This is a genomic window from Methylobacillus draconifructus (assembly GCF_045984385.1).
GTDB lineage: Bacteria > Pseudomonadota > Gammaproteobacteria > Burkholderiales > Methylophilaceae > Methylobacillus > Methylobacillus flagellatus_A.
This window is the reverse complement of sequence record NZ_JBJQIJ010000007.1, coordinates 169,906-184,657: the sequence shown is the minus strand read 5'-3', so window position 1 is coordinate 184,657 and position 14,752 is coordinate 169,906. Positions and strand designations below refer to the sequence as shown.

Genomic DNA, 14,752 nt, shown 5'->3' with positions numbered 1-14,752 from the left:
CTGATGACAGCCGCTCATCTCCCCCATTCTCGCCATGCTCAACGAGGGGCGGCGTTGCTGCTTGCCATGTTCATTATCGGATTGGCAGTCACGGCATTGGTGGTGAGATCGTACGATGCTGCCGGAATGAAGGCGCGTCAGGAAGAAAAGACTATGAAGGCGTTGGCGGAGGCTAAAGAAGCTTTGATTGCATGGTCGGTGGCGCATCCTGAGTTTCCCGGAGCAATGCCTTATCCTGACCGAGGAAGTGGGGGTAGTTATGATGGAGAAAGTGATTGCTTTAATGCAGCGAATGAATTTAAGCGATATTTCCTAATAGGGATGTTGCCAATTCTTGATTCAAGAGATACTAACTGCTTAAACTCGCTACGGAAAGGGATAAGCATTAACTCTCTGCCATCCAGCTTAAATATGCGAGGAAAATATGGGGATAGGCTTTGGTATGCTGTCTCAAGAAATTTAGTACATAACTACGAATTTTCTAAAGATGCGGCGAAAAATGAAAAGGAAAATATTCCTCCCATTATTAATCTTGGTCTTGCAATGGCAAATGAAATTTTCGCAAATGAAAGTTTATATAACCCTCCATATTTGAGGAGGAAAAGTAAGCAAGACGATGCCATAGGCTCTACGCCGTATAGATGGTTAAAAGTGGTTGATAGTCGTGGTGCAGTGATTTCAGATAGGGTCGCAGCAGTGATCATTGCGCCAGGCTTGCCGTTAGCGGGGCAGGACCGCTCTGCAGATGCGCCGCTGCCAGCGGCATATCTGGATGCATTGGGTGGGTTTTCCAATGCAGATTATCAGGTTGATGATGAAACATTTATACAAGCTCCAGAAAGCTCGAATTTTAATGATCGATTAGTTTATATCACCATCGACGAGCTGTTGAGCGCACTTGAAAAGCGTGTGGTAAGAGAGGTGAGAACCCTTAATTTCACACCGGATATGGTCAGGTGTACTTTAAGCGGCTGTGCCAAAGTGTTTACGGCTTCTCTAAAATGGAGCAATGCAGGTGCCTATGCAACTACTGGAACGATAGATGCCGATTATTATCACAAGCTGAATGATGCACAAAATTTTAATTGCAATTGGAGGCTGCAGGACATTGTGGCGTGTGAGGCGACCGCATTGGATGCAAGGGAAAATCTCTTGAACATCAGGACGCCAATGGCAGGTTATCCTTTTGTTTTTGACCGGATGACAGGGCAGGAGGCGATCACAGTTTTGGATAAGGACAGGAATAAAAAAGGGACAATAGGGCCAGCGCAAAATAGCTATTTTGTCGTAAATGACGAAAGCCCGATTACCGACCATGCAGGTTGGCCGCAATGGTATTTTACCAACAAATGGCATGAATATATTTATGCTGTAGCTGAAGAGTTCGACTCCACGACCGGAGAGGGAAGATGTCTATCCAGTTGTCTTTCACTTCAAGTACATGGACGGTCAATACAAGGCATTAAACAATTGGTGTTTTCCAGAGCATTGGCGAATATAAGTGAGCTGGCAAAGGGTACGGCAACAAATAGTTTTGCTGGAGTAAATGGATCTGAAGGTGCCGTGGCATGGAAACAATGACTGGATATAGCAAAATCAAGCGCAAGCAGTATGCGGATGGTTTTTCACTGGTGGAAATGGCTGTGGTTCTGGTCATTCTCGGTTTTGTGATTAGCGCCTTGGTTTTGCCTGTCACAGCGCAAAGAGACGCTGGGCTTCTTCGAAAGACAGAGAATCAGCTGGAGCTTGCCCAAAAGGCGCTTATTGGTTTTGCGCAGGCAAGCGGACGCTTGCCTTGCCCTGCAACTCAAGCTAGTAAGGGTGTAGAAGTTCCAGAAGGTGGGGGCCAATGTGAACCAACTGCACAGTTATTGCCTGCTGTGACATTAGGATTGCACCAATTGGAGAATGGATTTGCCATTGACGGTTGGGGGCAACATATCAAATATATTGTTACCCAAACATCTAATAGCGCTTTTACCACGAATACTGTAGCTAATAGCATGGCGTATCAAGGTTTATCCACCTTAAATCCTAATGACCTCCAGGTTTTGAATGAGAATAATATTGTTACGATTGGGAGTGCGGTGGCCATTATTTATTCAGACGGTGCGAATGGCATAGCCCAATCTAGGATTGGAGAGACTGGGCAGTTTTATAACTACATCAGTGCTGATTTCGATGATATTGTTACTTGGATTTCTCCCTACGTCCTCTACAACGCCATGATCCAAGCCGGGCAGTTGCCATAATCTGGCGTGGTTTGCTCGTCTTGCCATGAATGATTACAATGATTGCATTGCAATCATTTTGTGAGGTGGCATGATGGCGAGTTTGACGATCAGGAACCTGGATGAGGGCGTGAAAAGCAAACTGCGGCTGCAAGCTGCGGCGCATGGCAGGTCCATGGAGCAGGAGGCTAGGGAGATTTTGCTGCGGGCTGTCAGCCATGCAGGCCAGCCGCAGGTGAATTTTGCCGAGCGGGTGCGCCAGCGGTTTGCCGGGATTGAAATTGACGCATTGCCGGTTCCGCAGCGGCAGCCGGCACGTATGACATCGATGGATGAATAATGGCGCAGGGCGGGATTCTGCTTGATACCAATGTGTTGTCGGAGTTGATGCGTCCGCTGCCAGCCCCTGAGGTGATGGCATGGTTTGCCCGGCAACCGGTTGCGAACCTTTACACAAGTGCGATCACGCAGGCGGAAATGTTGCTGGGTGTGGCCTTGCTACCCGACGGCAAGCGCAAGCACGCCTTGGCGACAGCCGTCAGCCAGATGTTCGAGGAGGATTTTGCCGGTGCTTGCCTGGCTTTCGATCATGTTGTCGCGCAGGACTATGCATTGCTGGTGGCAGGGTTACAGTTGAAGGGAGTCGTGATGACGACTGAAGATGCGCAGATCGCTGCGATTGCCTTGCGTCATCAATTGGTACTCGCTACTCGCAACACTAAGGATTTTCTTAATATTCCGGGATTGCAACTCGTGAATCCCTGGCAGACTTCTCCATGAACGACAATCAACTTCTCCGCTACAGCCGCCATATCCTCCTGCCGCAGATCAGTTACGAGGGGCAGGAGCAGCTTGTCAACAGCCATGTCCTGGTGATCGGAGCCGGCGGGCTGGGTTCCCCGGTGGCGCTTTATCTTGCGGCCGGCGGCGTGGGCAGGCTGACGATATGCGATTTTGACGAGGTGGACCTCACCAACCTGCAGCGGCAGATCATTCATACCACGGCTGCGGTGGGACGCAACAAGGCGGTCTCGGCTGCGGAAACAATAGCGACGCTCAATCCTGAAGTGACGGTGAATCCCCTGCAGCAGCGCATGGACGAGGCAAGCCTGCGCGAGCTGGTGCAGGCTGCGGATGTTGTGGTCGATTGCACGGATAACTTCACGGTGCGCTATGCCGTGAACCAGGTGTGCGTAGAGCTGCGCAAGCCGTTGGTGTCAGGGGCCGCGATCGGGTTCGAGGGGCAGGTGACGGTCTTCGATATGCGGCATGACGACAGCCCCTGCTACCATTGCCTTTTCCCCAATCTCGGTGGCGACGAAGGGTTGCGCTGTGCCGAGAACGGCGTGTTTGCGCCGCTGGTGGGGATGATAGGCACCACCCAGGCCGCAGAGACGATGAAGCTGTTGCTGGGCCTGGGCAAGAGCTTGCAGGGCAGGTTGTTGCTGCTGGATACGATCAATATGGAATGGCGCAGCCTCAAGCTGGCAAAAGACCCGGCATGCCCGGTTTGCCAGCCCAAATAATTACTTGTTGCCGCCCACCAATGCCTTGACAGCGCTGACCACGTCTCCCGGCATCACGACGATCTTGCTGTTGTGGGCGTTGGACATGCGCTGCAGGGCCTGGATGTAGCGGTCGCCGAGCAGGAAAGTGGCGGAGGTGTCGTTCTGCTTCACGGCTTCGGCAATCAGGCGGATTGATTCCGCGGAAGCCTCGGCGGCCACCTTTTGCGCTTCCGCATCCTTGCGGGCCGCTTCCAGCCTTGCCTCGGCATTGAGGATAAGCGATTGCTTGTCGCCCTCGGCGCGCGTCACCACGGCGACGCGCTCGCGCTCTGCCGATGCCTGCTGCTCCATGGCGTTCTGCATGTTCACGGATGGCTTGATGTCCTGGATTTCCACCGACTTGACCGTGAGTCCCCAGTCGGCGGCCTCGTCGGCAATGGCATTTTTCAGTTCGCTCTTGATGCGCTCGCGCGAAGTGAGGGCTTCATTGAGGTCCATGCCACCGATGATGGAGCGCAGGTTGGTCTGCACCATGTTGCGCATGGCTTCGCGGAAATCCTCAATGCCGTAGACGGAGCGCTCGATGTTGGTCACTTTGATAAAAGCGACGGCGTTGGCGAGGATGACGGCGTTATCCTTGGTGATGACGTCCTGTTCGGGCACGTCGAGGATGATGTCCTTGGTGGTGACCTTGTAGGTCACCTTGCTGAAGATCGGGTTGATGATGTGCAGGCCGGGGGTGATCACGGCATTGAACTTGCCCAGGCGTTCCACCACCCATTCCTCGCCCTGCGGCACGATGCGGATGCCTTTCCACGCCAGGACGGCAACAGCGGCGATCAATACAAATGCGAATTCGAACATGGTTTCTCCTTGTGGATATTATCCGGTGGTTTTCTTGCTGACGCGCAGGCGGTTGCCTTCCACCGCCACGACGGCGGCTTCAGCGCCAGCCTCGATTTCTTCATTGGCGATGGCGACCCATTGGCGGCTGCCCAGCACGCCCTGGGCGAATTCGATCAGGCCGTTCTGCCTTGGGCTGACCGGTTCGATGATGACGCCGGTGCGGCCGATTTCATCGCCGCGCGATTGCCCGATGCTGGAATCGTCCTGTTCGCGGCGATAGAACTGCTTCCAGATCGCGAGCGAGCCCAGGGATAACACGGCAAAAATGACTAGCTGCCAAGCCGTGCCCAATGCAGGGAATAAATAGATGAGCAAGGCAATCTCTAAGGCGGCGCTGCCAAACCAAAGGATGTACAGTGTCCCGGAAAGTATTTCCAGCGCTATCAGGATTAAACCGAGTATGCCCCATATCCAGAGCGGTTCCAGCATCTTGATTGTGTCCCGTTGAGTGTTTAGTCCGTCATCGTACCAGAACTTTACCCTGGCAATATGGTCACCCAACGGGGGGGAATTTTTAAGCACGAGTTGTCTCAGTTCATTCAACATCAAGGAGGTCGTGATGAAATTTCCCGCATTGGGTTTTGTTTTGACATTGGCATTTACGCCGGCAGTCCATGCCGCCACTACCATCAGCACCATAGATCAATGGGATGGAGAAGTCTCGCCATTCGGTACGCCGGATACGGCTACCTATGGCCAGACTATCACTATTGGCGACCAGGCCCAGGTCTTGGAGTCTTTCTCTTTTATCCTGACCGATCTGAATGCGCCATTCACCATTGAAGTCGGGACCTGGACTGGTTCAAGGGTTGGAGAGATTCTTTATCAGTCCGACCCGTTCCGCTTCACTGGCTCGAGCGAATATACCGAGATCACGGCGTATCCTTCCGTGAATTTGCAAGCCAATAGCCAATATGTGCTTTATTTCACTACTTCCGGTATCCAGGGCGGCGTGGAAAGCACCAACGAATGGGGCTTTGCTCCCGATACGGCATATGAGGGCGGTACGTTTGTTTACTTGAATAACGGCAACGATCGCAGCCAGCTGACCGGGACGGATTGGAATACCACCCTGGGCGGCGACCTGGCATTCACGGCGACCTTGGCCCCGGTGCCGGAGCCTAGCGTGTATGGATTGATGCTTGCTGGCCTGGGACTGGTAGGGTTTGCTGCGCGGCGCAAAATGCTTAGCTAGGGTTTGAGGCACGAAGACAAAAAGCCAGCAATGCTGGCTTTTTGTTTGACGGCGTTGCCTGAGTGCGAGGAAGCGGATTACACTGCCTGCAAAAAGGGGAGGGAATATGCAGATTTTCTTGCTGGCATTGCTGGTGGTCGCTGTCGTGTATTTCATCATGGTGTACAACGGGTTGGTCAACCTCAAGAACAATGTCGAAAAAGCCTGGGCCAATATCGATGTATTGCTCAAGCAGCGCCATGACGAGTTGCCCAAGCTGGTCGATACCTGCAAGCAGTACATGCAGCATGAGCAGGCCACCTTGCAGCAGGTGATCCAGGCGCGCTCCCGCGTACAGGAGGCGAGCCAGCATCATGACGTAGCGGCTTTGGGCGCGGCGGAAAGCGCATTGCGCGCCGGGCTGGGGACGTTGTTTGCCGTGGCGGAATCCTATCCAGAACTCAAGGCCAACGAGCAGTTCCTGCATTTGCAGGCGCGCATCAGCAGCCTGGAAAACGCGATTGCCGACCGGCGCGAGTTCTATAACGAAAGCGTCAACCTGCACAATGTGCGCATCGCGCAATTTCCCGACCTGCTGGTGGCCCGCACATTGGGCTTCAACCGCGAGGCCATGCTGCGCTTCGCCCGCAGCGAGCTCAAGGATGTCGATATCGCGGCGCGTTTCAAGCAATAAGTTTCTCAATTAACCGATGCGTTTCATGTGGCGCGGCTGGCGTAGCTATTACCTGGATTGCCTGGGCGGCGCTGCCTACCTGCTGTTGCTTGCGGTGGTCGCCCAGTCGAATAACCTCCGGGTATGGACGGTTTGCCTGGCACTCGCCGCGTTGGTCAGCCTGGTGGCCTGGGCTGGCAACTACAGGCGCAATCGCGCGATTGCGGACCTGCCTACTTCTCGCATCGGCTCTGCCGCACAGGGCTATGTCGAGCTGTATGGGCGGGCATTGCCCGATCCCGAGCACTTGATCGTCAGCCCGTTTTCCGCCGTGCGCTGCGTCTGGTACCGCTTCCAGGTATTCCAGCGCCATGATCGCCGGCACTGGCGCCTGACGCATGAAGGCGCCAGCCATGAAACCTTTGTCATCAGCGACGGCACTGGGCAGTGCTTTGTCGACCCAGACCATGCGGAAGTTGTCGGGCCGGAACGCAGGGTCAGCTATGCCGCGGACTATAAGCGCGTGGAGGATATCCTGTTTGCCGGGTCGATTTACGTGCTGGGAGAATTCACCACGGTGGGTGGCGCGAATATGCCGCTTAACCAGAAGGAGGATGTTTCCGAATTGCTCGCGGAATGGAAACGCGACAAAGCCGGCCTGCTGGAACGCTTTGACCTGGACGGCAACGGCGAGATCGACCTCAAGGAGTGGGAGCTGGCGCGCCGGGCCGCCGCGCGCGAGGTGGAGAGGCAGCATCGCGAATTGCGCACCGCGCCCGGCGTGCATGTAATGCGGGCGCCAGCCGATGGCCGCCTGTTCCTGCTTTCCAGCCTGCCGCCGCAGCGCCTCAAGCGGCGTTATTTATTGTTATGTTGGCTGCATGGGCTGGTGTTTGTGGCGCTTATGCTGGTGTTGCTGCATTTGCAGTCGGGCCGGTTTTTAGCGTGACAGCGTTTTCGCATGAATGCGCTATGCTAAAATCCCACCCCTATGACTACCGATACCACTGCAAGCCAAACCCTGGATAAATCCTTTGAACCCAAGAACATAGAAAGCCGCTGGTACCAATTCTGGGAAGAGCGCGGCTACTATGCAGCCGGACTGGATTCCAGCAAGCAAGACAACTTCTGCATCCTGCTGCCGCCGCCCAACGTGACGGGCACGCTGCATATGGGGCACGGTTTCAACCAGACTATCATGGACGCGTTGACGCGCTATCACCGCATGCGCGGCGACAACACCCTGTGGCAGCCGGGCACCGACCATGCCGGCATCGCCACGCAGATCGTCGTCGAGCGCCAGCTGGATGCGCAAGGCGTCAGCCGCCACGACCTCGGCCGCGAAAAATTCCTGGAGAAAGTCTGGGAGTGGAAGGAATATTCCGGCGGCAGCATCACCAAGCAAATGCGCCGCCTGGGTACCTCGCCGGACTGGAGCCGCGAGCGCTTCACCATGGACGAGGGCTTGTCGCGCACCGTGACGGAAACCTTCGTTCGCCTGTATAACGAGGGCCTGATTTATCGCGGCAAGCGCCTGGTGAACTGGGACCCCAAGCTGCACACGGCTGTTTCCGACCTCGAAGTGGTTTCCGAGGAAGAGGACGGCCACCTCTGGCATATCCGCTATCCATTGGCGGACGGCAATGGCGAGTTGACCGTCGCCACGACGCGTCCTGAAACCATGCTCGGTGACGTCGCCGTAATGGTGCATCCCGAGGACGAGCGCTATGCGCACCTGGTCGGCAAGCACGTCAAGCTGCCGTTGTGCGGCCGGGAGATTCCGGTGATTGCGGACGACTACGTGGACCGCGAGTTCGGCACGGGAGTGGTCAAGGTGACGCCTGCGCACGATTTCAACGACTATGCCGTGGGCCAGCGCCACAAGCTGCCGATGATCAGCATCCTCACATTGGATGGCCATATCAACGATGCCGCGCCGGCGCAATACCAGGGCCTGGAGCGTTTTGCCGCGCGTAAGCAGGTGGTGGCCGACCTCGAAGCGCAGGGCTTCCTGGTCAAGGTCGATAAACACAAACTCAAGGTGCCGCGTGGCGACCGTACCGGCGTCGTGATCGAGCCCATGCTCACCGACCAGTGGTTCGTCGCCATGAGCAAGCCGGGCGCGGACGGCAAGAGCATTACCGAAAAAGCGCTGGAAGTGGTCGCCAACGGCGAAATCCGTTTCGTGCCGGAAAACTGGGTCAACACCTACAACCAGTGGCTCAACAACATCCAGGATTGGTGTATCTCGCGCCAGCTCTGGTGGGGGCACCAGATTCCCGCGTGGTACAGCGATGACGGCAAGGTCTATGTCGCGCACAACGAAACCGAGGCGATCCAGCTCGCCGCCAACGATGGTTACCGCGGCAACCTGAAGCGTGACGAAGACGTGCTGGATACCTGGTATTCCTCCGCCCTGTGGCCGTTCTCTACCTTGGACTGGACCGGCGACGAGGAAAAGGACAAGGCCAACCTAGCCTTGCAGCAATTCCTGCCGTCCTCGGTGCTGGTGACCGGCTTCGACATCATCTTCTTCTGGGTGGCGCGCATGGTGATGATGACCAAGCACATCACCGGCAAGATTCCGTTCAAGGATGTCTATGTCCACGGCCTGATCCGCGATGCGGAAGGGCAGAAGATGTCCAAGTCCAAGGGCAACGTGCTCGACCCGATTGATTTGATCGACGGCATTGGCATCGAGGAGCTGGTGAAGAAACGCACTACCGGCCTCATGAACCCCAAGCAGGCCGAGCAGATCGAGAAGCGCACGCGCAAGGAGTTCCCGGAAGGCATTCCCGCGTTCGGCACCGACGCCTTGCGTTTCACCTTCGCCTCGCTGGCCTCGCCCGGCCGCGACATCAAGTTCGACCTGCAGCGCTGCGAGGGCTACCGCAACTTCTGCAACAAGCTGTGGAACGCCACCCGCTTCGTCCTCATGAACACCGAGGGCAAGGATTGCGGCCTGGAAGACTGCAAGACCCAGCCCGAGGGCTACCTGGACTTCTCGCAGGCCGACCGCTGGATCGTCAGCCTGTTGCAGCGCACCGAGGCCGACATCGAGCGCGGCTTTGCCGAATACCGTTTCGACAACGTGGCGCAAGCCATCTACAAGTTTGTCTGGGATGAATATTGCGACTGGTACCTGGAGCTGGCCAAGGTGCAATTGCAGAACGGCAGCGAGGCGCAACAGCGCGCCACGCGCCGCACGCTGCTGCGCGTGCTGGAAACCATCCTGCGCCTCGCCCATCCCTTGATGCCGTTCATCACCGAGGAAATCTGGCAGACCGTGGGCCCGCTGTCCGGCCGCACCGGCCCCAGCATCATGCTGGAGCAATACCCGATCAGCCAGCCGGCCAAGCTGGATGAGCAGGCCGAAGCCTGGGTCGCCTTGCTCAAGGAAGCCGTGGATGCCTGCCGCAGCCTGCGCGGCGAGATGAACGTGTCGCCCGCCGCGCGCGTGCCGCTGATCGCTGTGGGCGACAACGACAAGCTGGCAATCTATGCGCCTTACCTCAAGGCGCTGGCCAAGCTGAGCGAAGTCGAGATCATGGCCGACCTGCCCGAGGCGGAAGCGCCGGTGGCCTTGGCGGGCGACTTCAAGCTCATGCTCAAGATCGAGATCGACGTCGCCGCCGAGAAAGAGCGCCTGGGCAAGGAAATCAGCCGCCTTGAGGCGGAAATCGCCAAGGCGCAGGCCAAGCTGGGCAATGAAAGCTTCGTGGCGCGTGCGCCAGCCGCCGTGGTCGAGCAGGAAAAAGCCAGGCTGGCGGCATTCAGCGACACAGTGGCAAAACTGCAGGCGCAACTTGCCAAGCTGAAATAAGGCAAGCCGGGCGCTGAATAAAAGGACGTTTCATGATTACGCAACCACAAAATCCCAGTGCCCGTGTCCTGCTGTTCTCGCTCAAGGGTTCCATCATCCCGGTGATCTGGCGCAAGGTATTGTTCACGACCTTGCTGAGTTCCCTAGTGGTGGCAACCCACGGCAGGGCGGCTGTACCCCACTAAGCAGTCACGCCACTCTTTTTCTGATATAGAAGATGAACTCTTTCTGAGGAGCATTGCCATCTTCACCGACAGACAGCATTTCATGGCCGGTCTGTTTGCAAAAGGCCTGGAAATCTTTGACTGAGCCGGGATCGGTGGCGATGACTTTCAGTATCTCTCCTGAACCAACATCAGCCAGCGCCTTCTTGCAGCGCAGGATGGGGAGCGGACATTTGAGGCCGCGCGCATCGAGTTCTTGATGAAATTCCATGATCAATCCGTTTTTGTGACAAAAGTATAGCCGGCATTGGCCCAGGCCAGGATGCCGCCACGCAGGTTATACACATTCCCGCGTTCCATGTTGCCTGCGATGAATGCCGCTGCCTGTGCGGATCGGATGCCGCTATGGCAATAGAACACCAGCGGGGTTTCCTCATGCTCGCACAATAGGCTCCCCATGCCGGGAATCACCATCATGGGCAAGTGCATGGCGCCTTCGATCACGCCGCGCGCCACCTCGTCATCGTTACGCACATCGACGAGGATGGCTTTTTGCGAGGAAAGCAACGCATGCAGCTCTTGCGCGTCGATGTCGGTGTGGCTGGCCATGAGAAATCCAAACAACTGAAGAAAGAGCGCGCCATCTTACCATAACCATACACTAGTCTTTTCTTGAGCTATTGATGCGGTTGCCGCCTATTGGTAGCTAAACATGCTTGTGCTCGCTCCAAGTCAGCCATACCCGCATATCGAATTCCAACTGGAGATAGCTAGGCTCCATATAGTGGCATAGCTGGTAGAACGCCTTGTTGTGGTCGTGTTCTTTCAGGTGAGAGAGTTCATGCAACCACGATCATGCGCAGGAATGCTTCCGGCGCATCGCGAAAAAGTGCCGCAATGCGGATCTCGTTCTTGCTTTTCAACCTGTTGCCTTGCTTGCGGAAGACCAAGGTGTTGGTGCCTGGCGTGCCTTTACCGGGTCATGATGGCGGTATTCTCGACATTCCCACCTTGTGTGGGCAATTGGAAGGTGTGAACATACTGGCGTGAAACTCCAAAGTTTTCTTACTGGATTGATGGCAAGAGCAAGCAGGAAGTGGATATCGTCACCAGCATTGCAGACCGCCTCGTGCCGTTTGAAGTGAAATATCAGGATACTCCAATCACGCCAGCTCGCCTGAAAGGCAGGTACCGCAGGAGGTATGTGCTTACCCAGCGCTGGGGAAGATTTCAGGCGCATTCCTGTAATGAAGCCAGGCAAACATAGTAAGGAGCCTCAGGAAGAAAATTCAGCCATTGGAGAGGTTGTGGCTATTCCGGCACCCGTTGCATGTTATTGGATGTCGGAGTGATTTTATCGAGAGCACATTTCGTGTGTGGCAGGCAATATATTGATTAAGGAATGCGTGTAATGGTTGATAACTCATCGCAAGATTATGTGACCATTCTTGATGGAGAGTGGTAAAGGTATGAATCAGTGGTCGATTCTCTTGTCACTGCATGCGCTTTCAATTGCGCAGACTCTAGGGCCGGAATAGGCTGAAAGATTGCTCAGGAATCGTGGGTGTTTATCAGGCATTGCCTAGTAATGAAAAAGGGCTAGCCCATCACTGAAGCTAACCCTTTGGTATTCCTTGGTGGTGGGATACTCACCCGTCACCGACCGTCACATGAACGCATGCAAGCTAGGCTATACAAGTTTTTACGTGCTAAAGCGTAATGCTTCACGGTTCACCATGGCGTTAAAGCTCGGCAAAAATGTATGTCAATATCATCTACCGAAGCACCCTCACGCTTCGTGCCTTCTGCTTCAGGCGCAAAGACTCCGACTTACTGATCGATCTCAAATACCAAAAAATTCTCATTTGAGAATGATGGCTGCTGAATGAAAAGCGATTTAACGGCCCCTGGGCTAGCGCGATCCATAACGACCCAATTCGGCCGTGGATTCATGTTCTTAAAATTTGAAACGTCAAGGTCCGCATAGAATTTTGATGAATCCATTCTGCCGTTTGGTCCTGTTGGGACACCTCTGATATTTACGTACCTTGCATAGTTCTCCTTTAGGCAACGGTCTTCAAAGGGGAAGCCGTTACCATGATAAGTGCCACGCCCAGTAAGCAACGGAATCTCGACAGGCAAAAAACCGCCGGAAGCAATTTCGCTGGCTGGATCTGTATTGCTGACAATCCAATCAAAGAGCTGCTTTTTGTTATCGTCAAAATGGTCATGTGGAGACTTAAGGTTGACAAATCCCGCGAGGCTTAATATGAGAAACAACAGAATAATGATGGCCGAACAAAGATATCTATACAATGTTAATCTTGGGTTAGAGAGAATATTAAATTTTACATTCTTTAATGCACCGAAATAATGTGAAGGCAGATGATTGAATTTTGCTTGAAGCTGAATCAAAACAAGAGCAATGCATACCGCTGCCATCCAATAGCCGAAGGCAGTAAATCTAGCCGGAGATATCAGCATCAAGGTTGTAGATAGCGGATATTTCTCTACAAACACATACTGCAAAGCAATAGCTGACGAGTAAACTACTAGGAATGAAAATGCGATCATTGCTGCATTTTTTTGCCTCATTAGGAATAGAGCAAGTCCGGAGCCTAAAAAAACAAGATTTAGCAGAAGGAACGGATAAAACCAGGGAAATGATCCCATGGCGACAAATCTGCTTGGTATGTAATGCTCTGGATGTAACCAAGAGAAATACTGAAAATACTCATCAGCAGTAAGCGCCCCAGAGTCTGAAAAGAACTTGATAAAAACAAGGCCCAGAAAAATAGCGCTGTTTAAGAGAATTACTCTTGCTTTGTCGCGAGACCACGCAAGCATTATCGTAAAAAAAATTGCACCGCCTATAGAGTAGGCGGGGTGCGCTAAGGCGGAAAGAAAAGCTAGCAGCGATCCAAGCGCCTTCAATCCCATGCGGCCAGAGCTTAATGCAAATACCCCAAAGGATATAAGCGAAATAGAAAATACAGAAGGGTGAAAATATGTTCCCCATCCACTCCACCAAGCGATAGTTAGCTGACTCACTCTTCCTGGAATTGTTATTGCGACAGCAGTAAAAATAAAATAAACGGCCGCACTAATATTGCTTCTTCCATGCGTACTCGATTGAAGCCCAAAATACAACGCCATTGGAAGAGCTGCGCTATTAATTAGCATCCATAGGTAGAGAGTTTTATACCAGTCTAGTCCAAGATGGATAGGCCAGGCAGTCAATAGACCGAAAATTGCCCGCCCGTTGTTCTCCCCAAAGCAAGATGTAAAGAAATCATTTATGATCATCCCAGGCTTATCGATTGAGGCGTAGTAAGTGGCCATATCAAGATCTGGCCAGCCCCATGGATCAATACCCCGCCAAACAAAAAAAAATATTCCAGCAATGCCAATCAGATATCCTGGAAGGAAACTTGAACCGAATGAGGTATTGTTGGAGTTTTTAAACATCATATTTTCCTGAGCAGATCTTAAGCAAAGTCATTAAGACCTCAAGATTCCCTTTGAAGGAAGAAATTTTTGTCGGAACGACTCCTTTCGGATAACGCCTTACTGTAGGAAGCTCCAAGCAAGCAAATCCGCTTCTTGGTGCTTGCCATGACATATAAGCAAGCAGCTCATAATTTAAAAAAACATCTCTAAAAGGGCTCGTCTTCGGACTTATGAGCAATCTTCTGCTGTAACCCCTGAAACCTTGTGTAGTGTCTGTCCATTTAAATCCAGACGCAATGCTTAGACACGGTGCATGGATGTACCGGATCGCAAAGTCTCGTAACTTTGGCGTGTTCACTGCCACACCACCAGGCAGGAAACGCGATGCCTGAACAAAATCAATCCCGCCTTTTAGCGCCTCGATAAATCGCGGTATAGCCTCAGGGTCATCCTTATCATTGCCATCGATAGTAACAATACCTTTGTATCCCTGATCAAGCGCAAACGCATAAGCACATCGAAGTTGCGCGCTCAGTTTTCCTGGGCCTTTTTTAACCACAAGCCCTCTGACACCTACTTGCTTTAGCGCATCCAGCTCCAAAGAACCGTCGGTGCTGCCACCGTCAACAATAATGATGTCAGCTATCCCAGAAATACGGTTGGCCTCCATCCGTTTGAGTAGGCTATTAATACGCTCTCCTTCGTTAATCACGGGGATGACAACGCAGTAAGCATGTTGTTTGCCCAACCACAACGGTGTCTCCATTGCGGGTACTTGCCACTTTGCTCGCTCTTCTGGGGAAATATCTTGTGTCGTATTCAT

General features: G+C 53.6%; 16 protein-coding genes and 2 pseudogenes. 11 read left to right on the top strand and 7 right to left on the bottom strand.

The window, feature by feature from the left end; translation table 11 throughout:
• The first annotated feature begins 3 nt into the window (after positions 1-3).
• From ACKF11_RS14995 to ACKF11_RS14975, 5 genes are all read left to right on the top strand, one after another.
• Positions 4-1,581 (top strand): hypothetical protein, encoded by a 1,578-nt coding sequence (locus ACKF11_RS14995; RefSeq protein ID WP_407997725.1) that lies wholly within the window; start codon positions 4-6, stop codon positions 1,579-1,581.
• On the top strand, positions 1,569-2,252 hold the full coding sequence (locus ACKF11_RS14990) for a type II secretion system protein (protein ID WP_407997724.1): 684 nt from the start codon (positions 1,569-1,571) through the stop codon (positions 2,250-2,252). Before ACKF11_RS14995 ends, ACKF11_RS14990 begins: the two co-directional genes overlap by 13 nt.
• Before the next feature lie 70 nt (positions 2,253-2,322).
• A complete protein-coding gene (locus ACKF11_RS14985) occupies positions 2,323-2,571 on the top strand; it encodes a FitA-like ribbon-helix-helix domain-containing protein (protein WP_407997723.1) in 249 nt (82 codons plus the stop codon).
• Positions 2,571-3,011 carry a type II toxin-antitoxin system VapC family toxin gene (locus ACKF11_RS14980; RefSeq protein WP_407997722.1) on the top strand — a complete coding sequence of 147 codons (441 nt, stop codon included), beginning with the start codon at positions 2,571-2,573 and terminating at the stop codon, positions 3,009-3,011. The genes ACKF11_RS14985 and ACKF11_RS14980 overlap by 1 nt, the downstream gene beginning before the upstream one ends.
• Entirely contained in the window at positions 3,008-3,757 is a 750-nt protein-coding gene (locus ACKF11_RS14975; RefSeq protein WP_407997721.1) for a HesA/MoeB/ThiF family protein, read from the top strand. Before ACKF11_RS14980 ends, ACKF11_RS14975 begins: the two co-directional genes overlap by 4 nt.
• Here the strand turns inward: ACKF11_RS14975 and ACKF11_RS14970 are convergent, their stop codons facing one another.
• Both ACKF11_RS14970 and ACKF11_RS14965 read right to left on the bottom strand, forming a co-directional pair.
• Positions 3,758-4,603 (bottom strand): SPFH domain-containing protein, encoded by an 846-nt coding sequence (locus ACKF11_RS14970; protein WP_407997720.1) that lies wholly within the window; start codon positions 4,601-4,603, stop codon positions 3,758-3,760.
• Positions 4,604-4,621: 18 nt separating this feature from the next.
• Complete coding sequence (locus ACKF11_RS14965; RefSeq protein WP_407997719.1) at positions 4,622-5,167, bottom strand: NfeD family protein; 546 nt, start codon at positions 5,165-5,167, stop codon at positions 4,622-4,624.
• Positions 5,168-5,204: 37 nt separating this feature from the next.
• Between ACKF11_RS14965 and ACKF11_RS14960 the strand changes: the two genes are divergently transcribed.
• From ACKF11_RS14960 to ACKF11_RS14940, 5 genes are all read left to right on the top strand, one after another.
• Positions 5,205-5,840 carry a PEP-CTERM sorting domain-containing protein gene (locus tag ACKF11_RS14960; protein WP_309566975.1) on the top strand — a complete coding sequence of 212 codons (636 nt, stop codon included), beginning with the start codon at positions 5,205-5,207 and terminating at the stop codon, positions 5,838-5,840.
• Positions 5,841-5,946: 106 nt separating this feature from the next.
• Entirely contained in the window at positions 5,947-6,513 is a 567-nt protein-coding gene (locus tag ACKF11_RS14955; protein WP_309566976.1) for a LemA family protein, read from the top strand.
• Positions 6,514-6,529: 16 nt separating this feature from the next.
• Positions 6,530-7,441 (top strand): hypothetical protein, encoded by a 912-nt coding sequence (locus ACKF11_RS14950; protein ID WP_407997718.1) that lies wholly within the window; start codon positions 6,530-6,532, stop codon positions 7,439-7,441.
• Positions 7,442-7,483: 42 nt separating this feature from the next.
• Positions 7,484-10,315, top strand: a complete 2,832-nt coding sequence (locus tag ACKF11_RS14945; protein WP_407997717.1) for a valine--tRNA ligase — start codon at positions 7,484-7,486, stop codon at positions 10,313-10,315.
• Positions 10,316-10,347: 32 nt separating this feature from the next.
• Entirely contained in the window at positions 10,348-10,500 is a 153-nt protein-coding gene (locus ACKF11_RS14940; protein WP_407997716.1) for a bestrophin family ion channel, read from the top strand.
• Positions 10,501-10,504: 4 nt separating this feature from the next.
• Here ACKF11_RS14940 and ACKF11_RS14935 read toward each other — a convergent pair whose 3' ends face one another.
• The 3 genes and pseudogenes from ACKF11_RS14935 to ACKF11_RS14925 form a co-directional block, all read right to left on the bottom strand.
• Complete coding sequence (locus tag ACKF11_RS14935) at positions 10,505-10,750, bottom strand: sulfurtransferase TusA family protein (RefSeq protein WP_407997715.1); 246 nt, start codon at positions 10,748-10,750, stop codon at positions 10,505-10,507.
• 2 nt (positions 10,751-10,752) lie between these two features.
• Positions 10,753-11,088 (bottom strand): rhodanese-like domain-containing protein, encoded by a 336-nt coding sequence (locus ACKF11_RS14930; RefSeq protein WP_309566981.1) that lies wholly within the window; start codon positions 11,086-11,088, stop codon positions 10,753-10,755.
• A gap of 97 nt (positions 11,089-11,185) precedes the next feature.
• Positions 11,186-11,441 (bottom strand): annotated as a pseudogene (locus ACKF11_RS14925) (YgjP-like metallopeptidase domain-containing protein); the annotation flags it as partial.
• 98 nt (positions 11,442-11,539) lie between these two features.
• On the opposite strand from ACKF11_RS14925, the pseudogene ACKF11_RS15330 reads away from it, so the two are divergent.
• Positions 11,540-11,746 (top strand): annotated as a pseudogene (locus tag ACKF11_RS15330) (hypothetical protein); the annotation flags it as partial.
• 563 nt (positions 11,747-12,309) lie between these two features.
• Here the strand turns inward: ACKF11_RS15330 and ACKF11_RS14920 are convergent.
• Together ACKF11_RS14920 and ACKF11_RS14915 are read right to left on the bottom strand one after the other, a co-directional pair.
• Positions 12,310-13,950: a putative glycosyltransferase family protein gene (locus tag ACKF11_RS14920; RefSeq protein WP_407997714.1), complete on the bottom strand. Its 1,641-nt coding sequence runs from the start codon at positions 13,948-13,950 to the stop codon at positions 12,310-12,312.
• Entirely contained in the window at positions 13,940-14,752 is an 813-nt protein-coding gene (locus ACKF11_RS14915) for a glycosyltransferase family 2 protein (protein WP_407997713.1), read from the bottom strand. Before ACKF11_RS14915 ends, ACKF11_RS14920 begins: the two co-directional genes overlap by 11 nt.

Excerpts from the sequence above, each read along its gene's own strand:
- ACKF11_RS14915 (WP_407997713.1), bottom strand. The coding sequence starts at position 14,752 with ATGAATACGACACAAGATATTTCCCCAGAAGAGCGAGCAAAGTGGCAA.
- ACKF11_RS14985 (WP_407997723.1), top strand. The coding sequence starts at position 2,323 with ATGATGGCGAGTTTGACGATCAGGAACCTGGATGAGGGCGTGAAAAGC.
- ACKF11_RS14940 (WP_407997716.1), top strand. The coding sequence starts at position 10,348 with ATGATTACGCAACCACAAAATCCCAGTGCCCGTGTCCTGCTGTTCTCG.
- ACKF11_RS14935 (WP_407997715.1), bottom strand. The coding sequence starts at position 10,750 with ATGGAATTTCATCAAGAACTCGATGCGCGCGGCCTCAAATGTCCGCTC.
- ACKF11_RS14995 (WP_407997725.1), top strand. The coding sequence starts at position 4 with ATGACAGCCGCTCATCTCCCCCATTCTCGCCATGCTCAACGAGGGGCG.
- ACKF11_RS14990 (WP_407997724.1), top strand. The coding sequence starts at position 1,569 with ATGGAAACAATGACTGGATATAGCAAAATCAAGCGCAAGCAGTATGCG.
- ACKF11_RS14975 (WP_407997721.1), top strand. The coding sequence starts at position 3,008 with ATGAACGACAATCAACTTCTCCGCTACAGCCGCCATATCCTCCTGCCG.
- ACKF11_RS14930 (WP_309566981.1), bottom strand. The coding sequence starts at position 11,088 with ATGGCCAGCCACACCGACATCGACGCGCAAGAGCTGCATGCGTTGCTT.
- ACKF11_RS14955 (WP_309566976.1), top strand. The coding sequence starts at position 5,947 with ATGCAGATTTTCTTGCTGGCATTGCTGGTGGTCGCTGTCGTGTATTTC.
- ACKF11_RS14970 (WP_407997720.1), bottom strand. The coding sequence starts at position 4,603 with ATGTTCGAATTCGCATTTGTATTGATCGCCGCTGTTGCCGTCCTGGCG.
- ACKF11_RS14920 (WP_407997714.1), bottom strand. The coding sequence starts at position 13,950 with ATGATGTTTAAAAACTCCAACAATACCTCATTCGGTTCAAGTTTCCTT.
- ACKF11_RS14980 (WP_407997722.1), top strand. The coding sequence starts at position 2,571 with ATGGCGCAGGGCGGGATTCTGCTTGATACCAATGTGTTGTCGGAGTTG.
- ACKF11_RS14950 (WP_407997718.1), top strand. The coding sequence starts at position 6,530 with ATGCGTTTCATGTGGCGCGGCTGGCGTAGCTATTACCTGGATTGCCTG.
- ACKF11_RS14945 (WP_407997717.1), top strand. The coding sequence starts at position 7,484 with ATGACTACCGATACCACTGCAAGCCAAACCCTGGATAAATCCTTTGAA.
- ACKF11_RS14960 (WP_309566975.1), top strand. The coding sequence starts at position 5,205 with ATGAAATTTCCCGCATTGGGTTTTGTTTTGACATTGGCATTTACGCCG.